The following is a 21309-nucleotide window of genomic DNA, read 5'->3' on the forward strand; positions in this document are numbered from 1 at the left end:
GGGGCGTGGGGGCCTTGCGTTGACCCGTGCACGCTGCCGTGGAACTGTGCAGAGAATATGGAGATTGTGCGACCGGCTCAGCGGGCGCTTGCTTTCGGCGCCGCATGCGCCGCTAATGGCCCCGCGATGGCGAAGATTCGACTCAAATTCGGCCTGACCGCGAAGACCTTCCTCGCGATCTTCACCGCCTGCCTGCTGGTGCTGGCAGTGAACGGCATTGCCAGCCGAGTGGCGTTCCAGACCGGCTTCCTGGACTACCTCAATGACCAGGGCGATCTGCGCATGCAGCGCGTGATGCCGCACCTGCAGCGCGAGTACAGCGCACACGGTGGCTGGGAGCATCTGCGCGGCGACAGTGACCGCTGGGCGCGGCTGCTGCGCCCGGATCTGGCCCATGGGCACGAGGGGCCCGTGCCACCGCTGTCCGACCAGACCGGCGTTCCCTCCCGCCTGGGCCTGTTCGATGCACAGCATCGGTTCGTGGCCGGCAACCCGGACGCCACCAGCGACGACGAGCCGCACGCCGTGCAGGTGGACGGGCACACGGTCGGCTGGCTGGGCATGGTGCCGTTCCAGACCGTCATCGCCACCAACGACCTGAACTTCTACAACACCCAGATGCGCGCGTGGTGGGTGATCGGCATCGCGCTGCTGCTGGTGACGGTACTGCTGGCCTGGCTGGTATCGCGCGCGCTGCGCCAGCGCCTGGCCAAACTGGCGGCGGCCACCCACCGGCTCGCCGCCGGTGACTACGCCACCCGCATCGAGCGCACCAGCGATGACGAGCTGGATGCACTGGTCAACGACTTCAACCGGATGGCGCAGGCGCTGGACGACACCGAGCGCAACCGCCGTGCCTTCATCGCCGACATCTCGCACGAACTGCGCACGCCGCTGGCGGTGGTTCGTGCCGAACTGGAAGCCATCGAGGACGGCATCCGCCCGCTGGACCACGCCAACCTCGGTGCCCTGCAGGGCGAGATCCGCCAACTGGGCAAGTTGATCGACGACCTGCACGACCTGTCGATGACCCAGTCCGGCGGCCTGGCCTACCGCTTCGCGCCGCTGGACCTGGCGGCGCTGCTGCGCAGCGAGCTCAATGGCATGCGCGTGCGCTTCTCCACGGCGGGGCTGGCGCTGGAGGAGGACCTGCCCGCCACACCGCTGCAGGTATCCGGTGACGAACGGCGCCTGCAGCAGGTGCTGGCCAACCTGCTGGAGAACGCATTGCGCTACACCCACGCCGGGGGCCGCGTACGCGTGCAGGCAGCGCGCGTGCCTGCCGGTGTGCAGCTGATCGTGGAAGACACCGCGCCAGGCGTGCCGGCCGACAAGTGCGCGCTGCTGTTCGAGCGCTTCTACCGGGTGGAGAGCTCGCGCAACCGGGCCAGCGGCGGCAGCGGGCTGGGCCTGGCCATCAGCCACAACATCATCCTCGCCCACCATGGCCTCATCCACGCCGAGCCATCGCCGCTCGGCGGGCTGCGCGTGGTCATTACCCTGCCGGAGCCTGCATGAGCCTGTCCCCCGCCGCGTCCGCGAAGATCCTGATCGTCGAGGATGAGCCACGCCTGGCCTCGGTGCTGCGCGACTACCTGGCCGCCGCCGGCATGACCAGCGAATGGGTGGACGATGGCGGCCAGGTGATCGACGCATTCGCGCGCTACCAGCCCGACCTGGTGCTGCTGGACCTGATGCTGCCGCAACGCGATGGCGTGGACCTGTGCCGCGAACTGCGCGCCGGCAGCGACGTACCGGTGATCATGGTCACCGCACGGGTGGAAGAAATCGACCGCCTGCTGGGCCTGGACATCGGTGCCGACGACTACATCTGCAAGCCGTTCAGTCCGCGCGAAGTGGTCGCACGGGTGATGGCGGTGCTGCGCCGCTACCGCCCGGACCCCGCTGCGCGCGCCAACAGCGGGCTGCATATCGACGAACCGGCCGCCCGCGCCACCTGGAACGGCAAGGGCCTGGAGCTGACCCCGGTCGAATACCGCCTGCTGCGCACCCTGCTGGCCACGCCAGGCCGGATCTGGGCGCGCGATGAACTGCTCGACCGGCTGTACCTGGACCATCGCGTGGTGGTCGACCGCACCGTCGACAGCCATGTGCGCAACCTGCGCCGCAAGCTGGCCGACGCCGGCATGGAAGGCGAACCGATCCGTTCGGTGTACGGCATGGGCTACAGCTACGAACCCTAGCCGGTGGTGCCCGCCGCTGGCCGGCAGCCGCAGAATTCCAGGTGCGCCCATTGAGGTTGCCGGCCAGCGGCCGGCACTACCCGTGCGCAGCTGCGTTACAGTCGAGCACGCTCGACATTACGAACACAACTGCATGGACGACATTCACCCGATCGCGCCGGACAAGCGCGCCGCCATCCTTTCCACCCTGGCCGACACCGAACAGCGCTACGACGTACGCGTGCTGCTGGCCTGCGAGTCGGGTAGCCGTGGCTGGGGCTTTTCCTCGCCGGACAGCGACTACGACGCGCGCTTCATCTACGTGCATCGCCAGCCGTGGTATCTCAGCGTCAACGAGAGCACCGGTCCCGGCGAAGCGCAGCGCGATGTGATCGAACTGCCGATCGACGATGAGCTCGACGTCAGCGGCTGGGACCTGCGCAAGGCACTGCGGCTGGTCTCAAAATCCAATCCGACACTGATCGAATGGCTGCGTTCGCCGATCGTGTACCGGCAGGACGACGCCGCCGTGGCGCAGCTGTGGGAGGCAGCAAAGTCCTTCTATTCGCCGCTGGGCACGTGGTGGCACTACTTCAACATGGCGCGCTCGAACCATCGCGGTTACCTGCGTGGCGAGATGGTACGCACCAAGAAGTACCTGTACGTGCTGCGCCCACTGCTGGCCTGCCAGTGGATCGAGCACGAACAGACACCTCCGCCGATGGCCTTCGAGGATCTGCTGGATCGACTGCTGCCGCACGGCCCGGTGCGTGAAGCCATCGATGCCCTGCTGGTAGTGAAACGCGCCAGTGCCGAGGTCAATGCCGGACCACGCATCGCGGCGATCAGCGATTTCATCGATCGTGAGCTGGCCACCCGGACTGCGCAGGCGCCACAGCTGCCCGCTGGACACGGTGATGCGGCGTGGCTGGATGGGCTGTTCCGGCAGGTGCTGGCCGAGCACGCACCGGCATGAAGAGCCGCAGCTGCTTCCGGTAGTGCCGGCCGCTGGCCGGCAACCGCAGAATTCCAGGTACGCCCATGACGTTGCCGGCCAGCGGCCGGCACTACCACACGGGTATCATCGTCGCGAACGCCCTGATTTCCGGAGACATCGATGAACCCGCTGCGCCCCTTCCGCGACAAGATGCCCGTCCTCGGCGAGCGCGTGTACATCGATCCTGCCTGCACCGTCATCGGTGACGTGGAGCTGGCCGAGGACGTATCGGTGTGGCCGGGCACGGTCATCCGCGGTGATGTCAATCACGTGCGCATCGGCGCGCGCACCAACGTGCAGGATGGCACCATCATCCACGTCAGCCACCACAGCCCCTACAACAAGGCCGGCTACCCGACCCTGATCGGCGAAGGCGTGACCGTCGGCCATGGCTGCATCATCCACGCCTGCACCATCGGTGATTACAGCCTGATCGGCATGGGCGCCTGCATCCTGGATGGCGCCCGTGTGGAACGCCATGGCTTCGTCGGTGCCGGAGCGGTGGTCGGCCCGGGCAAGGTGGTCGGTGAAGGTGAGCTCTGGGTGGGCAACCCGGCCCGCCCGGCGCGCACGCTGAGCGGCAAGGAGATCGAGTCGCTGCACTACTCGGCCGACCACTACGTGCGGCTGAAGGACGAATACCTGGGCTGAACGGCCAACGCCGCCATGCGGCTCTGCTAAAGTCTGGGCCCGACCAGGACCTGTCGAGACCCCCATGCCTGTGGCTGCCTGCCGGAGAGGACTCCGGCGCCCACAACGAAGGCCATCGCACTGATGGCCGCACCGATGCTCGATACCTACCGCGAGGTGGTGACGCCGGAGGGTGTGCCGCTGCAGCTGCCGGCCGCCGGCCCGGTGCCACGGGCGATGGCTTGGCTGATCGATCTGGGCGTGCGCATCGCGGTGCTGGTGCTGATGTCGATTCCGCTGGCACTGCTGGATTCGTTCGGCTCCGGGCTCGGCCTGGTGCTGATGTTCCTGGTCTACTGGGCCTACCCGATCGTCTGCGAAGCGCGGTGGGGCCGCACCCTCGGCAAGCGCGCACTGGGCCTGCGCGTGCTCGCGCGCGATGGCGCGCCGGTGGGCTGGATGGCCGCCATCACCCGCAACCTGCTGCGCACCGTGGACATGCTGCCGTTCGGCTATGCACTGGGCCTGATCAGCAGCCTGTTCGATTCCCACGGCCGCCGCCTCGGCGATCTGGTGGCCGGCACCGTGGTGGTGCATGCACCGGTACTGTACCTGCCGCCGCCACCGACCATCGACAGCGTGCTGGCCCCGCCGCAGCCGCTGCGACCGGAAGAGCAGGCCGCGCTGATGGCCTTCGCCGAGCGCGCGCCACGGCTGTCGGCGGCCCGCCAGCAGGAACTGGCCGGCATCGCCGAACCGCTGACCGGCACCCACGGCCAGGTCGGCGTACTGCGCCTGTATGCCATGGCCAACTGGCTGTTGGGGCGGCGATGAAGCAGGAACAGTTCGTCGCCCGCTACCAGCAGGAATGGCAGGACCTGGAGCACTGGCTGCTGCTGCGTGCTGGTGCTGCGCGCCGCACGCGGCGCAAGGCCAGCGCGCTGGCGGTGGACGACACCGCCTTCCCGCAGCGCTACCGGCGCCTGTGCCAGCAGCTGGCACTGGCCCGCGAGCGCGGCTACAGCCCGCAGCTGGTGCAGCGCCTGCAGCAGTTGATGCAGCAGGGCCACAGCGTGCTGTACCGCACGCCGCCGACGCGCTGGCGCGGTGCACTTGAATTCCTGGTGGCCGACTTCCCGCTGCTGGTGCGCAGCCAGGCGCGCAGCATGTGGGTGGCACTGGCGATGTTCGCGCTGCCGGCGGTGGCCTGCTTCGTGCTGGCGCAGCTCTACCCGGACCTGATCCACATGGTGATGGACAACCGCCAGATCGCCGAGATGGAGCGCATGTACGATCCAGCGGCCGAACGCCTCGGGCGTGACAGCGGCACGGACTGGATGATGTTCGGCCACTACATCCTGAACAACATCAGCATCGCCCTGCGTACCTTCGCCAGTGGCCTGCTGGCCGGCCTGGGCACGCTGCTGGTGCTGCTGTTCAACGGCGTGATCATCGGTTCGGTGGCCGGCCACCTGCAGCACATCGGCCATGGCGATCCGTTCTGGCGCTTCGTCGCAGGCCATGGTGCCTTCGAGCTGACCGCGATCGTGATCGCCGGCGGTGCCGGCCTGCAGCTGGGCATGAAACTGCTGGCCCCCGGCCGGCGCAGCCGCCTGGATGCACTGGTCGAGGGCGGCCGCATCGGGGCCCGGCTGTGCCTGGGCGTGGCGTTCATGCTGCTGGTGGCCGCGTTCATCGAAGCGTTCTGGTCGTCGATTGCCGAAGTGCCGGCGTGGGGCAAGTTCAGCGTGGCCGGCGTGCTGTGGGCCGGCGTGCTGCTGTGGCTGTGGCGCGGCGGGCGCGGAGGCGGCAATGCGCATTGACCACCTGGACGTGGCGCTGCGCGCGCGCAGCGGCTGGGAAGCAATGGAGCTGGGCAGCGCCCTGTCGCGCCGCCACGCACGTGCGGTGTGGGGCAGCTGGCTGCTGGCCAGTGCGCCGCTGTTCGCGATCTTCAACGCGTTGGGCTGGTGGCTGGATGCGTTCGGGTGGGCGTGGCTGGCGATGTGGTGGTGCAAGCCGCTGTTCGAGCGCGCACCGCTGTACGTGCTGTCGCGCGGCATCTTCGGTGAGCCGGTGGGCGCGCTGGCAGCGCTGCGCGCGCAGCGCAGCTGGGGCAATGCAGGCTTCTGGGGCTACCTGGGTTGGCGCCGCTTCAGCGTGCTGCGCAGCCTGTGCCTGCCGGTGAACCTGCTGGAAGGCAACGCGCCGGCCCAGCGCGGTGCACGCCGCCGCGCCGTGGCGGCCGGTGCCGCGGGCGCCGCCGTCGTGCTGACCGTGGCCTGCATGGCCTTTGAAGCGGTGCTGGTGTCCGGTGCGATCGGCGCGGTGTTCATGTTCATGCCACTGGAGCTGATGTCCGAATCATGGCGTGCCGCATGGGACATGATCGGCCAGGACACGCCTGCCTGGGCGCAGCTGGGCTTCAACCTGGCGTGCTGGCTGGCATCGGTGCTGATCGGACCGTTCTATGTCGGCGCCGGCTTCGGCCTGTACTTGAACCGGCGTACGCAGATGGAAGCGTGGGACGTGGAGATCGCCCTGCGCCGCCTGCGCGAGCGGCTGCTGCCGGCAGCATCGACGCTGGTGCTGCTGCTGTGCCTTGCCCTGCCACTGGCCTCCGCGCCAGTGCATGCGCAGGACGCGCAGACAGTCGCTGAGCAGGCCGACGATGCCGAAGAGGACGAGGACAGCGCGGAAGAACCCGCCACTGCGGCCAACGACCCGGCCAATACGCCGGCGATGATCTTCGGTGCGGCGCCGGTGGACACCGCCGGTTTCCGCCAGGCGGTGAACCGCGCCTATGAAGATCCGCTGCAGCGCCCGACCCGCCAGGTCACGCGCTGGAAGCCGATCGAACAGGCCGAGGAAAAAAAGAAGGAAGACAAGGCGCTGCAGAGCGACGGCAGCGACAAGGGCGAGCGCAGCAACCGCAAGGCCGGCATTGCCTGGCTGGCGCGCCTGGCCGAGTGGGGCCTGTGGGGCCTGCTGGGCGTCCTGCTGCTGGTGCTGTTGTTGACCGCTCGTCTGTGGCTGCCGTGGCTGCGCGGCAGTGGCCGGCGCAAGGCCGACGCTGCACCGCCGGTGGTGGAGGAACAGGTGGAGCTGCCGGTCGTGCTGCCGCCGGACGTGGCCACCCAGGCCGGCCTGCTGTGGGACCAGGGCCGGCCGCGTCAGGCGCTGGCCCTGCTGTACCGCGCCAGCGTGCGCACGGTGGGCGAGCGCAGCGGCATCGCGCTTCCGCCCGGTGCCACCGAAGCGCAATGCCTGCGCGCGTCGCGGCGCATGCCCGATGCCACCGACCGCGAGCTGTTCGCGCGCATCGTGCGCATGTGGCAGTACGCCGCCTACGGTGGCCGCCTGCCCAGCCGCGCCGATTTCGATACATTGGCCGACACCCTGCGCCAGCAGTACCGGTGGCTGGCATGAGCCCGCGCCTGTTCTGGTCGCTGCTGCTGGGCGCGTTGGTGCTGTTCGGCGTGCCGCTGACGATCCTTTACCTGCGCACGCACGAACGCGTGACCGAAACCGTACAGCTGCCGCCGCAGGGCGAGGCCGGTTACAACCCGCTGTACGTGCTTGGCCAGGCCCTGCGTGCCGATGGCATCGACGTGCACTCGCGGCCGCGGCTGGACCTGCAGCAGATGGCGCTGGGTCCGCGCGATACGGTGGTGCTGCTGCAGGACAGCAGCGAACTGCCGGTACCGGCGGCCAGGGCCCTGCTGGCCTGGGTCGATGGGGGTGGCCATCTGCTGGTGCGTACGCCGCCGCCCGCCGAGGACGACGCCAGCAGTACGCAGGGACCGCTGCTGGACCAGCTGGGCGTGGACAGCCTGTACCAGCAGAGCGACTGCCAGCCGTTCCACGTCATCGACGATCCCAGCCATGTGGAGTTCTGCGGTGGTCGCCGCTTCACGCTGGGCTTTGCAGCCCGTACACGAGCCGAACGGCGTTGGGGCAACGAGCGCAACCTGGTGTTCGCGCGACTGCGCCACGGGCAGGGCAAGGTGAGCGTGCTGGCCGACATGGAATTCATGCGCGGCGAGGTGGATTCGCCGGCGGCACGCCTGGCGTCGGCCGCGGGCAAGGCCAGTGATGGCCTGCACGATCTCTCGCACCGCGACCTGACCCGTTATCTGCTCGATCCGAACTACGGCAAGGGCACTTTCTGGCTGGTCTACGCCAGCCGCCCGCCGTCGCTGTGGGCGCGCCTGTTCTACCACGGCTGGCCGCTGTGGGCGCCGCTGCTGCTGGCCCTGCTGGGCTGGCTGTGGGGCCGTTCGCAACGCTTCGGCAGCCGCCTGCCGTCGCCGGTGCTGGAACGCCGCTCGCTGCTGGAACACGTGCGTGCCAGCGGCGAGCTGCTGCTGCGCTTCGGCCACGGCGCGCGCCTGTATGACGCCGTGCTCGCCCTGTTCCTGCATCGCCTGCGCCTGCGCGCGCCGGTGGCTGCCGCACTGGAGGGCGTCCCCCGCGAACAGGCCATTGCCGAACTGCTGAAGTGGCCGCAAGGCCGCGTTGCCAGCGCGCTCACGCCCCCTCCGCCGCACGATTCCTCCGCCCTGCGCGAGCGCATCCGCTTGCTGCTCCAGATGAGATCCCTGCTATGACCGAAGTTCCCGAGCTGCCGGCGGCCGCCAATGCCCGCCTGATCGAACGCGTCGATGCCATCCGCGATGCCGTCGGCCACGCCTTCATTGGCCAGGCCGAGGTGCTGGACCAGATCCTGGTGGCGCTGCTGGCCGGTGGCCACGTGCTGATCGAGGGCGTTCCCGGGCTGGGCAAGACCCTGCTGGTGCGTGCGCTCGCGCAGGCGCTGGAGCTGGATTACGGCCGCGTGCAGTTCACCCCTGACCTGATGCCCAGCGACGTCAGTGGCCACGCGGTGTACGACCCGAAGAGCGAGAGCTTCAGGATCCGCCGTGGCCCGGTGTTCACCAACCTGCTGTTGGCCGACGAGATCAACCGTGCGCCGGCCAAGACCCAGTCGGCACTGCTGGAAGTGATGCAGGAAGGCCAGGTGACCATCGAAGGCAAGGCGTTCACCCTGGCGCCGCCGTTCATGGCGCTTGCCACGCAGAACCCGCTGGAGCAGGAAGGCACCTACCCGCTGCCAGAGGCACAGCTGGACCGCTTCCTGCTGAAGGTGCTGATCGACTACCCGCAGCTGGAGGACGAGAAGCGCATGGTGACCGCGATCACCAGTGGCCGTGCCGCCAGCGATTTCGACCTGAGCCAGGTGCCGCGTGTATTGGGGGCTGGCGAGCTGCTGGAACTGCAGCGTGCGACCGCGGCGATCACCGTCGATGACGAAGTGATCGACTACGCGGTGCGGATTGTGGCGGCCACGAGGCAGTGGCCGGGCATCGCGGTCGGCGCTGGCCCGCGCGGCAGCATCGCGCTGGTGCGCGCCTCGCGCGCGCAGGCGGTGCTGGCCGGCCGTGACTTCGTCACGCCGGACGACGTGCGCGACATTGCTCGCCCGGCACTGCGCCACCGCATCGCGCTGGCCCCGGAACTGCAGATCGAGGGCCAGGACGCCGACGATGTGCTGGGCGCACTGCTGGCCAAGGTAGAAGCACCGCGCCGATGAGGCCGGCCCCGCTGCTGCTGGCGCTGCTGCTGGCCTGGGCCGCCCTGGGCGGCCTGGTGCTGGGCGGGTTGCTGCCGCGCTGGAGCTGGGCGCTGGCCGCCGTGGCCATCGCGCTGCCAGCGCTGTTCGACCTGTGGCGGCAGTCGCGGCGTCCGTCGCCGCAGGTACAGCGCGAACTGCCCGAAGCGCTGGCGCTGGGCGTGCGCCGCGAAGCGGCGCTCCGGCTGCAGGCCGAGCAAGCGATGACGGTGCAGGTGTTCGACCTGGTCCCCGGCGGCTGGCCGCTGGAATCGCTGCCACAGCGCGCGCGCCTGCGGGTCGGTAGCGCCTCCACGCTGCACTATCACCTGCAGCCGCTGCAGCGCGGGCACTTCCGCTTCGAAGGCGTGCACCTGCGCATGCGCTCGCCGTGGCGCCTGTGGTGGCAGCAACGCACGCTGCCGCCCGTACTGGACGTGCGGGTCTATCCGAACTTCGTCCCGCTCACCCGCTTCGCATTGTTCAGTGCCGACCAGGCCTCGCGGCTGGTCGGTGCACACGTGAAGCGCCGCCGTGGTGAAGGCACCGACTTCCACCAGATGCGCGAGTACCGCGTCGGCGACAGCCTGCGCCAGCTGGACTGGAAGGCCACCGCGCGTGCGCGCAAGCTGATCTCGCGCGAATACCAGGACGAGAAGAACCAGCAGTTGCTGCTGATGCTCGACAGCGGCCGGCGCATGCTGGCCAGCGAAGGCGGGCTCTCGCACTTCGACCATGCCTTGAATGCCTCGCTGGTGGTGGCCTACCTGGCGCTGCGCCAGGGCGATGCCGCCGGCCTGTTCGCTGCCGGTGGCGAACGCCGCTGGGTCGCGCCGCAGCGTGGCATGGGCACAGTCGAGCACCTGCTGCGCGCCAGCTACGACCTGCAGCCGCGCGCGGTGGCCACTGATTACCTGGCCGCTGCCACCGAGGTGTCGCTGCGCCAGCGCCGGCGAGCACTGGTGATGCTGGTCAGCAACGTGCGCGACGAGGACATCGAAGACCTGCTGGCGGCGGTGCGCCTGCTGCAACGGCGCCACCTGGTGTGCGTGGCCAGCCTGCGCGAGCGCGAGCTGGACGGCGTGCTGGAGGGCGAAGTGCAGACACTGGAAGACGCCACCCAGGCCGGTGCCGCCGCGCTGTACCTGCAGCAGCGCGCGAAGGCGCACGAAGCACTGCGCAGCGAGAAGGTGATGGTGCTGGACATCACCGCCGACGCCCTGCCCGGCGCGCTGGTGGAGCGCTACCTGGCGGTGAAGCGCGAAGGGCTGCTCTGAGCCGAGCGTGGGCTCGGCTCTACACGAATCGGGTTGTCCGTAGCGCCGAGCCCATGCTCGGCTGCCGGCCAGCGGCCGGCACTACCTACCCCTGCAGCAAGCGCCGCTGCAACCGCTCCACCGCACGCTGCAGCAGCACTCGGTTGCGGGCCAGCTTCATCCACTGCGGCAGGCGCGAAAACATGGATCCATTGTGTACAGCGCCGCGCTCGCGCAGCGCCGATACCGCATAGTCATGCAATGCCTGAAGGTGCTCGGCGTTGTAGGCCCAGAGCAAGCCTGCGCGGGTCGGTTCGACCAAGCGCAACGGCAGTCCGAAATGCGGATCTGCAGCCTCTGCTTCACGCAGCGGGGAAGCCGTGACCGAAACATCACTGGTTCGTCCGCACTGCTCACAGCGAGCAGGAAAAGTGGTCGGTGCGGGTACACCCGATGCAATGTGCCGATTGACGCACAGCCATTGATGCCCGCAGTAGCCGCACGGCCGATGTCCCTGCAGGCGCATCGCACCGACCCAGTCCGTGCCATCCAGGGACGCACTGCAACCGGTGCAGCGGAACCGCGCTGACGTCCTGCAGCAAGTCTTGCTGGTAACCACCCAGCCCGGCGTATCGCAACGATGGCAGCGCACGGCGACCCGGTCGGAGAACGACCGAAGACCACGACCATCATCAAAATGTCGCCCTGCCACCGGCGTCGCTCGTCCTCGTCGTCCTTGGGGGCGCCGCACCGTCATCAGACGTAGATCCGCGTTGGCGCCTCGTCGACGATCGCGTGCGGCACGAAGCGCGCACTGTCGCGGGTGATCGCGCTGTCGTCCTCGCGGATGCCGATGCCGCAGGCGTGGTCACCCACCACCCAGCTGCCGATCAGCGGGTAGCCGCCTTCGAAGCGGGTGAGCGGGTGGGCGCGCTGGATGATCGCCGGGCCGTCGTAGGGACCGTCGCTGCGCTGGGTGCTGCCATCGGCCAGGTGCATCTCGATATTGGCACCCTCGCGCGAGAACAGCGGCTTGCGCACCCAGCCCGACGCCAGCGCGCTGCCGTCGTCGAAATGCGCTTCCAGCAGGTTCGGATGGCCCACGTTGCGTTGCCACAGCAGCGGCAGGATGCCCTTGTTGCTCAGCACCGCCTTCCAGGCCGGCTCCAGCAGCTGCACGCCCGAAGCGGGCAGCGCGCGGCCGAATTCCTCGGCCATCAGGTCTTCCAGCGGATACAGCTTGAACAGCGTGCCGATCACCGAATCATCCAGCGCGGTGAAGCGGCCATCCTCGGACAGGCCGATGTCCTCGATCGCGATGGCCTGGCCATGCAGGCCGGCCTGCGACGCGCAGTCGCGCAGGTACTCGACCGTGCCACGGTCTTCTTCCGAGCTTCCCACCGCGCTGAAGTACAGCGGTGGCGGCAGCTGCGTGGCCAGTTCGCCGAAGCGCTCGACCAGCGCCTCATGGATCGCATTGAACTGGTCGGCATGCTGCGGCAGGCGGCCGGCGTTGCGCTGGTCTTCCAGCCACTGCCACTGGAAGAAGCTGGCCTCGAACAGCGAGGTCGGCGTATCGTAGTTCAGCTCGTACAGTTTGGCCGGGCCGGTGCCGTCGTAGGCCAGGTCCAGGCGGCCGTAAAGGTGCGGCTGGCGCTGGCGCCAGCTGTCGGCGATCCAGTCGCGGTAATGCGACGGAATCGCCAGCTGGTCCATCAACCGCTCGCTGCCGATGACATCACCGACCAGGTCCAGCGCCATCTGGTGCAGCTCGGCACTGGGGTCTTCGATGTCCTGTTCGATCTGGCGCAGGGTGAACGCGTAGTACGCGCTTTCATCCCAGTAGGGCTGGCCATCGATGGTATGGAAACGGAAACCCGCTTCCTCCGCGCGTGCCCGCCACTGGGCACGCTCGGCAATCCGGATGCGCTGCATGGACCGGTCAGCCGCCGTAGCTGCCGCTGGTGCTGCGACGTGCGCTGGTGTTGCCAAAGCCACCACGGCTGGCAGTGACCGCACGGTTCGGCTCGCTGGTGACCGGCGTCAGGCCGGCCTTGCCGGCACCGATGCCGCTGGCGGTGTTCAGGCCACCGGTGCCGCCCGGTGCCGGGCGCGCCCAGCCCGCGTTCTTGTCCTGGTAGGCCGGCGACGCCGCCGGCGCCTGCGGGGCGAGGCCACCGCGGTTGCTCAGCATCTGCGACATGAAGAAGCCCATCATCATCGGGCCGATGAACGAGGTGCCGGCCGAGGTGTGCTGCTGCACGCACTGCTCCGGCTTGTAATCCTTCTCGCAGGCTTCCTTGCTGGCGTACTTCGGCGCCGCATCGGCGGCCTGCTTCTGCGCTTCGGCGAAGGCATTGCGGCACGACGACGGGTCACCGGTGGCCTCGGTGCAGGCCTCGACCGAGGTGTACAGGCCTTCCTTCACCTTCACTTCCGGCTCCTTCTGGCAGGCGGTGAACAGCAGCGGCGCGGCGCTCATCAGCAGCAGCGCGGTGGTGCGGGAACGTTTCATGGCCTCATGCCCTGTCGACGGATCAATGCCCCAATGATGCCAAATCCGGGCGAGCAACCGGAATCGGCAAAGTGCGAAAGATGAACGGCCTTTCATTTTCGTCGGCATTGGGGTCAGAGCCCATCGCGCTGCGGTGGGATCCGACCCCGGGCGGCACACCGCACTGGTAGGTGCCAACCTTGGTTGGCACACACCCCGCGGCGCCCCGCTACGCCCGGCGCGCGCAGCCAAGTCTCCGGCAAGAAGCCCCCTTGTTGTTCAAAGGGGCGCGCCGCAGGCGCGGGGATAAGGGGAAATGCGCGGACCACCAAGCCGCTGCAAGCGGTGAAGGTGGTTGCAGCAGCAACCGAAAAAATTGGCCATGATCGGGCGACCCCCACGTCGTACGGCCCGCCCGTTCCGCCCGCCATGCCCGAATACCGTTCCCGCACCTCCACCGCCGGCCGCAACATGGCCGGCGCCCGCGCCCTGTGGCGTGCCACCGGCATGAAGGACGGCGACTTCCACAAGCCGATCATCGCCATCGCCAACTCCTTCACCCAGTTCGTGCCCGGCCACGTGCACCTGAAGGACCTCGGCCAGCTGGTCGCGCGCGAAATCGAACAGGTCGGTGGCGTCGCCAAGGAATTCAACACCATCGCCGTGGACGACGGCATCGCGATGGGCCACGACGGCATGCTGTACTCGCTGCCCAGCCGCGAGATCATCGCCGACGCCGTGGAGTACATGGTCAACGCGCACTGCGCCGACGCACTGGTGTGCATCAGCAACTGCGACAAGATCACCCCCGGCATGCTGATGGCCGCGCTGCGCCTGGACATCCCGGTGGTGTTCGTCTCCGGCGGGCCGATGGAAGCGGGCAAGACCAAGCTGTCCGAGCACAAGCTGGACCTGGTCGACGCGATGGTGGTGGCCGCCGATGACAGCGCCTCCGACGAGAAGGTCGCGGCCTTTGAACGCAGCGCCTGCCCCACCTGCGGCTCCTGCTCGGGCATGTTCACCGCCAACTCGATGAACTGCCTGACCGAAGCGCTGGGCCTGTCGCTGCCCGGCAACGGCACCACGCTGGCCACCCATGCCGACCGCGAGGCGCTGTTCCGCCGCGCCGGCCGCCTGATCGTCGAGCTCTGCCATCGCTGGTACGGCGGCGAAGACCCGAGCGCGCTGCCGCGCGGGATCGCCACCCAGGCCGCGTTCGCCAACGCGATGACCCTGGACATCGCCATGGGCGGCTCCACCAACACCATCCTGCATCTGCTGGCCGCAGCGCAGGAAGCGGAGGTCGACTTCGACCTGACCCACATCGACGCGCTGTCGCGACGCGTCCCGCAGCTGTGCAAGGTGGCGCCGAACACACCGAAGTACCACATCGAGGACGTGCACCGCGCCGGCGGCGTGTTCGGCATCCTCGGTGAGCTGGATCGCGCCGGCCTGCTCGATACCACAGTGCCGACCGTGCACAGCGCCAGCCTGGCCGAAGCGCTGGAACGCTGGGACGTGGTGCGCAGTGACAACGACACCCTGCATACCTTCTTCAAGGCCGGTCCGGCCGGCATCCCCACGCAGGAGGCCTTCAGCCAGGCCACGCGCTGGCCCGCGCTGGACCTGGACCGCGCCGAGGGCTGCATCCGCTCGCTGCAGAATGCGTACTCACTGGAAGGCGGCCTCGCCGTGCTGCGCGGCAACCTGGCCGTCGATGGCTGCGTGGTGAAGACCGCCGGCGTGGACGAATCGATCCACGTGTTCGAAGGCCCCGCGCGCGTCTATGAAAGCCAGGACGCCGCCGTCGCCGGCATCCTCGCCGACGAGGTGCAGCCGGGTGAGGTAGTGGTGATCCGCTACGAAGGGCCGAAGGGCGGCCCGGGCATGCAGGAGATGCTGTACCCGACCAGCTACCTGAAGTCGAAGGGACTGGGCAAGCAGTGCGCGCTGCTCACCGATGGCCGCTTCTCCGGTGGCACCTCGGGGCTGTCGATCGGCCACGTTTCGCCGGAAGCGGCCAGTGGCGGCGCGATCGGCCTGGTGGAAGACGGCGACCGCATCCGCATCGACATCCCGGCCCGCCGCATCGACCTGCTGCTGGATGAGGCCACGCTGGCCCAGCGCCGCGCCGACGCCGATGCGAGCGGCTGGAAGCCACGCGCGCCGCGCCCGCGCAAGGTCACCAGCGCGTTGAAGGCCTACGCCCTGCTCGCCACCAGCGCCGACAAGGGTGCCGTACGCAACACCGCCCTGCTCGGCGATTGATCCCGATCCGGTAGTGCCGGCCGCTGGCCGGCATCTGTGAAAAAGGGGACGGAGGGGATTAAGTCGTTTGCGCCTGAAACGACTTAATCCCCTCCGTCCCTTTTTTCAGCCGATCACGCGCTTGAACGGCGGCAGCGCGTCGATGATGCGCTTGCCGTAGCGGCGGGTCAGCAGCCGCGAATCGAGGATGATCACGCGGCCGGTGTCGGTGGAGGTGCGGATCAGGCGGCCGGCGAACTGGGTCAGCGTGCGCAGCGCGTGCGGGATGGCGATCAGGTTGAAGGCATTCAGCCCACGCCCTTCGAACCACTCGCTGAGGGTCGCGGTCTGCGGGTCGGTCGGCACCGCGAACGGCACCTGGGTGATCACCACCGTGGTGCAGGCTTCGCCGGGCAGGTCGAGGCCTTCACCGAACGAATTCAGCCCGAACAGCACCGAGCCTTCGCCTGCCTCAACACGCCGCAGGTGTTCCTCGATCAGGCGGGTCTTGGACATCTCGCCCTGCACCAGCACCTGCTTGCGCCGCGCGGCCGGCATCAGGCCGGCCACCTTCTCCATCTTCCAGCGCGAGGTGAACAGCACCATCGAGCCCTTGGCCCAGTCCAGCTCGGTGTCGAGATAGCGCGCCACTTCGCGCGGATGGCCTTCGCGGTCGTCCGGCGTGACCGGGAATTTCGGCACGATCAGCTCGGCCTGGTTGGGCAGGTCGAACGGCGAGGACAGCGAGACCATCTCGGCGTCTTCGGGGATGCCGTTGTCGATCGCCAGCGACTGGAAATCGCCACCACCGGTCAACGTCGCCGAGGTCATCACCACCGAGTCCACTTCATCCCACAGCAGCTTGCGCAGCACGTGCGCGGCCGACACCGGCGAGCCGTGCAGCACCAGGTCGCCATCGCGGGTGGCGGTGACCCAGCGCGCCATCGGCGGCGCGCCGTCCTTGTCCTCGCGGCGCCAGGCCTGCCACAGGTTGTACTGCTGCTCGATCATCTCCAGCGCCATGCCCAGGTTGCGCTGCAGGCGCTCGCGCGCGGCATCGTCCGGCTTGCCCTTGGCCACCTGTGCGGTGGCCGCATGCGCCCAGTTGTAGAGGCTGCGGGTATCGTCGGCCAGCGCCTCGATCGGCTCGCGCCAGGCCTCGGGCAGGCGCCCGTTGGCCGCGCGCCACATCGGCTCTTCGTCCGCCGGCGCCGGCATCCACACCCGCTCGACGTGGTCACGGAACGCGCGCAGCTGCTTGGCGACGTTGCTGGCGACTTCGATCGCTTCGTTCGGCAGCAGGTTGCCGAGGCGGTCCTTGTCGACCGCGCGGTAGGCGCCGGCGATCAGGGTCTGCAGGCGCCCGGTACGCTTGGCCATCTCGTCCAGCGCCAGGCTGGCCGCACCCTGGTCGATGGCCACGTTGCCGATGTGATGGCCTTCGTCCAGCACCAGCAGCATGTCCGACGGCGCCGCAATCAACGGCTGGCCGTTGTCGCTGTCACCGATCGACAACGCCGACAGCAGCAGCGCGTGGTTGGTGACCACGATCTGCGCATCGCGCACGGTATTGCGCGAACGCAGCACCGCGCACTGCGCCGAATACGCACAACGGCGCCCGGCGCAGCCCGAAGCCGGCGTGGTGATGCGGCTGCGCAGGCCGGGGCTGATGGTCTCCGGCGCATTGTCGATATCGCCGTCCCAGCTGCCGCCGGTAAAGGCGTCGGTCAGGCGCTTGGCGATGTCCATCTCGATCGGCGCCAGCGGCCGGTCGAACAGTGGCGCGTCGTCCTCGAACATGCCGCCCTGCGAGCCCTCGCCCTGCGCCTCGGCGGCATTGCGCGTGCACAGGTAGCGGGTGCGTCCCTTGGCCAGCGCCACGGTCGCTTCCAGGCCGGTGGCCTTGAGGAAATTGGGAATGTCGCGCTCGACCAGCTGCGATTGCAGCGCCACGGTGCCGGTGCTGATCACCAGCTTCTTCCTGGTGGCCAGCGCAATGGGTACGCCCGCGGTGAGGTAACCCAGGCTCTTGCCGACGCCGGTGGGCGCCTCGACCACGCCAACGCCACCGCTTTTCGACAGCGCGCGCGACACCACGCCGATCATCTGGCTCTGCGAGCGGCGGGTGGAGAAGCCGGGGGTATTGGCCTGCAGCGTCGTGTACGCCTTGCGGATCGCGTCCTTCAAGGTGTCATCGAGCGTGCGCGGAGCGGCGACGGTTTCGGTCACGCCGGGAATTACCGTGGCTGGATCGGGCCGGTCATTGTCGCATGGCCGGCCATGTCCGCCGCCGCTGGCTGCCTGAACGGGGCAGCGGCGACGCCCGGCGGCTGGATGAACACACCGTACGCTGCTGGCGACGGCCCTGGGCCGTCACCGGGGTGTCACTGCACCGCGTTGCCGCGCAGCCGCAGCAGGCGCACCAGCGCCCACACCAGCAGCACCACGCCGATGGCCTCGACCATCGCCAGCGCGAAGTGCAGCACGCCGAAGATGGCGCTCATGCCCGAGATGGCGCTGAAGTTGCCACTGCTGACCAGCCACATCGGCAGGAGGCCCGCGGCCAGGCCGCCCAGGCTGGACAACAGCAACAGCAGCAGGCCGACCAGCGCGCCGGTGCGGGTGGCATCGCGCGGTGCACCGACCACCCAGACCAGGCCGACGCACAGCGCGATCAGCACCGGCAGGCGCACACCGACCATGCTCAGCACGGTCACCATCAGGGTCGTGCCGTCCATCGATCAGTCCTCGCCGGCCAACACAGCCGGGCCCTGGCGCAGCGCCTGGTAGACCTCGTCGGTCTGCGGGCGTACGCCGTGCCACTGCAGGAAGCTCTCGGCAGCCTGCTCGACCAGCATGCCCAGGCCGTCGACGGTGTTACGGCACTGCGCCGCACGGGCCCAGGCCAGGAAGGCAATGGCGGCCTCGCCGTAGTTCAGGTCGACGGCCGTGGTCATCGAATTGACCAGCGACAGCGGCAGCTTGAACTCGACGTCGCGGTCGCGGCCGGCCGAGGTGGCATTGACGATCAGTTCGAAGTCGCCCAGCTCGCGCAGGTCTTCCCAGTAGCGGCTGATCGCGCGGCCCGGCTCGCCCATCGCGTCGATCAGTTCATCGGCGCGCTCCGGTGTGCGGTTCACCACCACCAGTTCGGTGATGCCGGCATCCAGCAGCGCCGGGGCGACGCTGCGCGCCGAGCCACCGGCGCCGATCATCAGCACGCGGCGGCCACGCAGGTCCAGGCCATGGCGGTCGGTCAGGTCGCGCACCAGGCCGATGCCATCGGTGGTGTCGCCGTGCCAGCGGTCGCCCTTGCGCAGCAGCGTGTTGACCGATCCGGCGCGGCGCGCCCGTGCGGTCAGCGTGGTGCATGCCGAGAACGCGGTTTCCTTGTGCGGCAGGGTGACGTTGGCACCGACGCCGCCCTCGGCAGCGAAGGCCTCCAGGCCGGCCAGGAACGCCTCCGGGGCCAGGTCGATCGCGCGATAGTCGATGGCGATGCCTTCCTGGCGACCGAACGTCGCGTGGATCTGCGGCGACTTCGAGTGGGCAACGGGGTGTCCGAAGACGGCGTAACGGTCGGTCATGGAATCCTCAAGCTGGCTAGACTGATGCTCTTTCGTGCACGGAACCGGATGATGCGCATCACCCCGCCCCTGCTGGTGCTCGCCGCCAGTCTACTCTCTGCCCCCGTGGCGATGGCGTTGAACGAGTACGGCATCGAAGGCATGGGCGTGGTCTCGACCCGCGCCGACGAGGGCCGCGCCACGATCAGCGCCGATGGCCAGCGCATCGTCTTCGCCCGCCGCGGCGAAACCGGCTGGAGCCTGTGGGAGGCACGCGCGGTCGACGGTCGCTGGCAGCAGGCACAGGTACTGCCGGTAGGCGTGGCCGGTGGAGCCCGCGATCCCTACTTCAGCCGTGACGGCCGCTGGCTGCTGTTCGCGGCCGGTCGCGAGGGCGCGCTGGCGCTGTACCGTGCTGCGCTGGCCACCGATGGCCGGCTGGGCCCGGCGCAGCCGCTGGCTGGTGACGGCGGGCGCCGGGAAGAGCGCGGGCCGGCCCTGAGCGCGGATGGCAAGCAGCTGTTGTTTGCCCGCCAGCAAGGCCATGGCGCCGGCTGGGACCTGTTCGTAGCGACGCTGGATGCGCAGGGCGTGCGTGGCCCGGCCACCGCACTGAGCGCGTTGAACAGCGCCGACGACGAGACCGACGGCGACTGGCTGGGCCATGACGGCGCCGTGGTGTTCAGCCGCGGCCACGGCAGTACCGCGCAGGTCTGGAGCAGCGGCTGTGCGTGGAGCGGTGTGGCGCTGCAGCCGCTGGGGCTGTCGTTCAACCAGGCCGGCGGCTGGACCGGCGCGCCGGTGATCGACAACGCCAAGCCCGGCGAGATGCTGGTGGCCAGCAGCGCGGCGAAGGCGCCGCGCGCCGGTGGCGTGGACGTGTACCGGTTGGCGGTGCCGAGGGTGGCGGCGGTGGCCGGGTGCGTGCGGTAGATCCACGCCATGCGTGGATGGCGCCCGCGAAGGGGTCAGAGCCCTTTCCTGCGGAAAGGGATCCGACCCCGGGGATTGCCCGTCAGCGCGACAGCACCTTGGCGCGCAACTGCTCGTACTCCATCTCGCTCAGCTGGCCGTTGTCCTTGCGCTGGTTCAACGCGGCCAGCTCGGCCTGCACGCTATCCGGCAGGGCCTGCTCACGGGCCACGTGGCGGGCGGCGGAAAGCTGCTCCGGCGGGCGCTTGCCAGCCCGCCAGGCAGCGATGAAGACACCGACGATGATGGCACCGAACACCAGCGTACCGGTGCCCCAGATCAGCCATTGCATCCATCCCAGTTCGGGTCCCATCGCGCAGTCCTCCGTCTATCGTGGCGCTATTGTCAGCGCTCGCGCAGCCATCGCGCCACCTGCGGCGCGAAATAGGTCAGCACGCCATCGGCACCGGCCCGCTTGAAGCCCAGCAGCGACTCCAGCACGCAGGCACGCTCGTCCAGCCAGCCGTTGGCGAAGGCGGCCTTCATCATCGCGTACTCGCCACTGACCTGGTAGGCGAAGGTCGGCACGCCGAACGTCTCCTTCACCCGGCGCACCAGGTCCAGGTACGGCATGCCCGGCTTGACCATCACCATGTCGGCGCCCTCTTCCAGGTCCAGCGCGATCTCGCGCAGGGCCTCGTCACCGTTGGCCGGGTCCATCTGGTAGGTCTTCTTGTCGGCCTTGCCGAGGCTGGACGCGCTGCCCACCGCATCACGGAACGGGCCGTAGAACGCCGAAGCGTACTTGGCCGAGTAGGCCATGATGCGCACGTTGATGTGGTTGTCGGCATCCAGCGCACGGCGGATCGCGCCGATGCGGCCGTCCATCATGTCCGACGGCGAGACGATGTCCACACCGGCCTCGGCGTGCGACACCGACTGCTTGACCAGCGCTTCCACGGTGATGTCGTTCAGCACATAGCCCTTGTCGTCGATGATGCCGTCCTGGCCGTGGGTGGTGTACGGGTCCAGCGCCACGTCGGTCATCACGCCCAGCTCCGGGAAGCGCGACTTCAATGCGCGGATCGCACGCTGCGCCAGGCCGTCCTCGGCCCACGCCGCCGACGCGTCCAGCGACTTCAGCGACGGGTCGATCACCGGGAACAGGTCGATCACCGGAATGCCCAGCTCCAGCGCCTCTTCGGCCACCTTCAGCAGCTCTTCGATCGACAGCCGCTCCACGCCCGGCATCGACGGCACTGCGGTGCGGCCCGCCAGTTCGTGCACGAACACCGGGTAGATCAGGTCGTCGGTGGTCAGCGTGTTCTCGCGCATCAGGCGGCGCGAGAACTCGTCGTGGCGCATGCGGCGCGGGCGGTAAAGCGGATGGGACATGGCAGGCTCCGAGGAGTG

20 protein-coding genes are annotated in these 21309 nt (G+C 69.0%); 12 read left to right on the forward strand and 8 right to left on the reverse strand.

Annotated features, from left to right (window positions below; translation table 11 throughout):
* Positions 1–126: 126 nt before the first annotated feature.
* The 10 genes from baeS (at position 127) to ACMGRF_RS17430 (ending at position 10698) form a co-directional block, all read left to right on the forward strand.
* Complete coding sequence (gene baeS, locus ACMGRF_RS17385; RefSeq protein ID WP_049414379.1) at positions 127–1518, forward strand: sensor histidine kinase efflux regulator BaeS; 1392 nt, start codon at positions 127–129, stop codon at positions 1516–1518.
* Positions 1515–2204 (forward strand): response regulator, encoded by a 690-nt coding sequence (locus ACMGRF_RS17390; RefSeq protein ID WP_414485427.1) that lies wholly within the window; start codon positions 1515–1517, stop codon positions 2202–2204. The genes baeS and ACMGRF_RS17390 overlap by 4 nt, the downstream gene beginning before the upstream one ends.
* A gap of 133 nt (positions 2205–2337) precedes the next feature.
* Entirely contained in the window at positions 2338–3159 is an 822-nt protein-coding gene (locus tag ACMGRF_RS17395) for a DNA polymerase beta superfamily protein (protein WP_414485428.1), read from the forward strand.
* 141 nt (positions 3160–3300) lie between these two features.
* Positions 3301–3831 carry a gamma carbonic anhydrase family protein gene (locus ACMGRF_RS17400; protein WP_049414384.1) on the forward strand — a complete coding sequence of 177 codons (531 nt, stop codon included), beginning with the start codon at positions 3301–3303 and terminating at the stop codon, positions 3829–3831.
* Positions 3832–3954: 123 nt separating this feature from the next.
* Positions 3955–4644, forward strand: a complete 690-nt coding sequence (locus tag ACMGRF_RS17405; protein WP_049404933.1) for an RDD family protein — start codon at positions 3955–3957, stop codon at positions 4642–4644.
* The gene (locus ACMGRF_RS17410; protein WP_049414385.1) at positions 4641–5633 is read left to right on the forward strand and encodes a stage II sporulation protein M; all 993 of its coding nucleotides are present in this window, start codon (positions 4641–4643) and stop codon (positions 5631–5633) included. Before ACMGRF_RS17405 ends, ACMGRF_RS17410 begins: the two co-directional genes overlap by 4 nt.
* Positions 5623–7239, forward strand: coding sequence for a DUF4129 domain-containing protein (locus ACMGRF_RS17415; RefSeq protein ID WP_111191534.1), 1617 nt, complete (start codon positions 5623–5625; stop codon positions 7237–7239). Before ACMGRF_RS17410 ends, ACMGRF_RS17415 begins: the two co-directional genes overlap by 11 nt.
* Positions 7236–8420 (forward strand): DUF4350 domain-containing protein, encoded by a 1185-nt coding sequence (locus tag ACMGRF_RS17420; RefSeq protein ID WP_414485429.1) that lies wholly within the window; start codon positions 7236–7238, stop codon positions 8418–8420. Before ACMGRF_RS17415 ends, ACMGRF_RS17420 begins: the two co-directional genes overlap by 4 nt.
* Positions 8417–9403, forward strand: coding sequence for an AAA family ATPase (locus ACMGRF_RS17425; protein WP_049414388.1), 987 nt, complete (start codon positions 8417–8419; stop codon positions 9401–9403). The genes ACMGRF_RS17420 and ACMGRF_RS17425 overlap by 4 nt, the downstream gene beginning before the upstream one ends.
* The gene (locus ACMGRF_RS17430) at positions 9400–10698 is read left to right on the forward strand and encodes a DUF58 domain-containing protein (RefSeq protein WP_262222963.1); all 1299 of its coding nucleotides are present in this window, start codon (positions 9400–9402) and stop codon (positions 10696–10698) included. Before ACMGRF_RS17425 ends, ACMGRF_RS17430 begins: the two co-directional genes overlap by 4 nt.
* An 85-nt stretch (positions 10699–10783) precedes the next feature.
* On the opposite strand, the gene ACMGRF_RS17435 is transcribed toward ACMGRF_RS17430, so the two are convergent.
* The 3 genes from ACMGRF_RS17435 to ACMGRF_RS17445 all read right to left on the reverse strand — a co-directional run bounded on the left by ACMGRF_RS17435 (position 10784) and on the right by ACMGRF_RS17445 (position 13192).
* Positions 10784–11203: a hypothetical protein gene (locus tag ACMGRF_RS17435; protein WP_309250654.1), complete on the reverse strand. Its 420-nt coding sequence runs from the start codon at positions 11201–11203 to the stop codon at positions 10784–10786.
* 230 nt (positions 11204–11433) lie between these two features.
* Positions 11434–12612, reverse strand: a complete 1179-nt coding sequence (locus tag ACMGRF_RS17440; RefSeq protein WP_353762500.1) for a glutathionylspermidine synthase family protein — start codon at positions 12610–12612, stop codon at positions 11434–11436.
* A gap of 7 nt (positions 12613–12619) precedes the next feature.
* The gene (locus tag ACMGRF_RS17445; RefSeq protein ID WP_414485430.1) at positions 12620–13192 is read right to left on the reverse strand and encodes a DUF1190 domain-containing protein; all 573 of its coding nucleotides are present in this window, start codon (positions 13190–13192) and stop codon (positions 12620–12622) included.
* A 408-nt stretch (positions 13193–13600) separates the two neighbouring features.
* Here ACMGRF_RS17445 and ilvD point away from each other — a divergent pair, with 408 nt between their 5' ends.
* Positions 13601–15439 carry a dihydroxy-acid dehydratase gene (gene ilvD / locus ACMGRF_RS17450; RefSeq protein WP_414485431.1) on the forward strand — a complete coding sequence of 613 codons (1839 nt, stop codon included), beginning with the start codon at positions 13601–13603 and terminating at the stop codon, positions 15437–15439.
* Between the two features lie 105 nt (positions 15440–15544).
* Here ilvD and dinG read toward each other — a convergent pair whose 3' ends face one another.
* From dinG to aroE, 3 genes are all read right to left on the reverse strand, one after another.
* Positions 15545–17647 carry an ATP-dependent DNA helicase DinG gene (dinG, locus tag ACMGRF_RS17455; protein WP_414485432.1) on the reverse strand — a complete coding sequence of 701 codons (2103 nt, stop codon included), beginning with the start codon at positions 17645–17647 and terminating at the stop codon, positions 15545–15547.
* Between the two features lie 155 nt (positions 17648–17802).
* Positions 17803–18156, reverse strand: coding sequence for a hypothetical protein (locus tag ACMGRF_RS17460; RefSeq protein WP_049439388.1), 354 nt, complete (start codon positions 18154–18156; stop codon positions 17803–17805).
* Positions 18157–18159: 3 nt separating this feature from the next.
* The gene (gene aroE, locus ACMGRF_RS17465) at positions 18160–19005 is read right to left on the reverse strand and encodes a shikimate dehydrogenase (RefSeq protein WP_049414396.1); all 846 of its coding nucleotides are present in this window, start codon (positions 19003–19005) and stop codon (positions 18160–18162) included.
* Positions 19006–19053: 48 nt separating this feature from the next.
* Between aroE and ACMGRF_RS17470 the strand changes: the two genes are divergently transcribed.
* Positions 19054–19917: a TolB family protein gene (locus ACMGRF_RS17470; RefSeq protein ID WP_049439389.1), complete on the forward strand. Its 864-nt coding sequence runs from the start codon at positions 19054–19056 to the stop codon at positions 19915–19917.
* Between the two features lie 82 nt (positions 19918–19999).
* Here ACMGRF_RS17470 and ACMGRF_RS17475 read toward each other — a convergent pair whose 3' ends face one another.
* Both ACMGRF_RS17475 and hemB read right to left on the reverse strand, forming a co-directional pair.
* A complete protein-coding gene (locus ACMGRF_RS17475; protein ID WP_005411545.1) occupies positions 20000–20269 on the reverse strand; it encodes a hypothetical protein in 270 nt (89 codons plus the stop codon).
* A gap of 32 nt (positions 20270–20301) precedes the next feature.
* Positions 20302–21291 (reverse strand): porphobilinogen synthase, encoded by a 990-nt coding sequence (hemB, locus tag ACMGRF_RS17480; RefSeq protein ID WP_049439391.1) that lies wholly within the window; start codon positions 21289–21291, stop codon positions 20302–20304.
* Between the last annotated feature and the right edge of the window lie 18 nt (positions 21292–21309).

The sequence above is a fragment of the Stenotrophomonas sp. EMP41 genome, from assembly GCF_047495535.1.
GTDB lineage: Bacteria > Pseudomonadota > Gammaproteobacteria > Xanthomonadales > Xanthomonadaceae > Stenotrophomonas > Stenotrophomonas sepilia.

Bases quoted from the DNA above. Each gene is read 5' to 3' on its own strand.
- ACMGRF_RS17435 (WP_309250654.1), bottom strand. From the start codon at position 11,203: ATGCGCCTGCAGGGACATCGGCCGTGCGGCTACTGCGGGCATCAATGG.
- ACMGRF_RS17430 (WP_262222963.1), top strand. From the start codon at position 9,400: ATGAGGCCGGCCCCGCTGCTGCTGGCGCTGCTGCTGGCCTGGGCCGCC.
- ilvD (WP_414485431.1), top strand. From the start codon at position 13,601: ATGCCCGAATACCGTTCCCGCACCTCCACCGCCGGCCGCAACATGGCC.
- ACMGRF_RS17420 (WP_414485429.1), top strand. From the start codon at position 7,236: ATGAGCCCGCGCCTGTTCTGGTCGCTGCTGCTGGGCGCGTTGGTGCTG.
- ACMGRF_RS17460 (WP_049439388.1), bottom strand. From the start codon at position 18,156: ATGGACGGCACGACCCTGATGGTGACCGTGCTGAGCATGGTCGGTGTG.
- ACMGRF_RS17425 (WP_049414388.1), top strand. From the start codon at position 8,417: ATGACCGAAGTTCCCGAGCTGCCGGCGGCCGCCAATGCCCGCCTGATC.
- ACMGRF_RS17470 (WP_049439389.1), top strand. From the start codon at position 19,054: ATGATGCGCATCACCCCGCCCCTGCTGGTGCTCGCCGCCAGTCTACTC.
- ACMGRF_RS17390 (WP_414485427.1), top strand. From the start codon at position 1,515: ATGAGCCTGTCCCCCGCCGCGTCCGCGAAGATCCTGATCGTCGAGGAT.
- ACMGRF_RS17395 (WP_414485428.1), top strand. From the start codon at position 2,338: ATGGACGACATTCACCCGATCGCGCCGGACAAGCGCGCCGCCATCCTT.
- aroE (WP_049414396.1), bottom strand. From the start codon at position 19,005: ATGACCGACCGTTACGCCGTCTTCGGACACCCCGTTGCCCACTCGAAG.
- hemB (WP_049439391.1), bottom strand. From the start codon at position 21,291: ATGTCCCATCCGCTTTACCGCCCGCGCCGCATGCGCCACGACGAGTTC.
- ACMGRF_RS17475 (WP_005411545.1), bottom strand. From the start codon at position 20,269: ATGGGACCCGAACTGGGATGGATGCAATGGCTGATCTGGGGCACCGGT.
- ACMGRF_RS17445 (WP_414485430.1), bottom strand. From the start codon at position 13,192: ATGAAACGTTCCCGCACCACCGCGCTGCTGCTGATGAGCGCCGCGCCG.
- ACMGRF_RS17415 (WP_111191534.1), top strand. From the start codon at position 5,623: ATGCGCATTGACCACCTGGACGTGGCGCTGCGCGCGCGCAGCGGCTGG.
- ACMGRF_RS17400 (WP_049414384.1), top strand. From the start codon at position 3,301: ATGAACCCGCTGCGCCCCTTCCGCGACAAGATGCCCGTCCTCGGCGAG.
- ACMGRF_RS17405 (WP_049404933.1), top strand. From the start codon at position 3,955: ATGGCCGCACCGATGCTCGATACCTACCGCGAGGTGGTGACGCCGGAG.
- baeS (WP_049414379.1), top strand. From the start codon at position 127: ATGGCGAAGATTCGACTCAAATTCGGCCTGACCGCGAAGACCTTCCTC.
- ACMGRF_RS17440 (WP_353762500.1), bottom strand. From the start codon at position 12,612: ATGCAGCGCATCCGGATTGCCGAGCGTGCCCAGTGGCGGGCACGCGCG.
- ACMGRF_RS17410 (WP_049414385.1), top strand. From the start codon at position 4,641: ATGAAGCAGGAACAGTTCGTCGCCCGCTACCAGCAGGAATGGCAGGAC.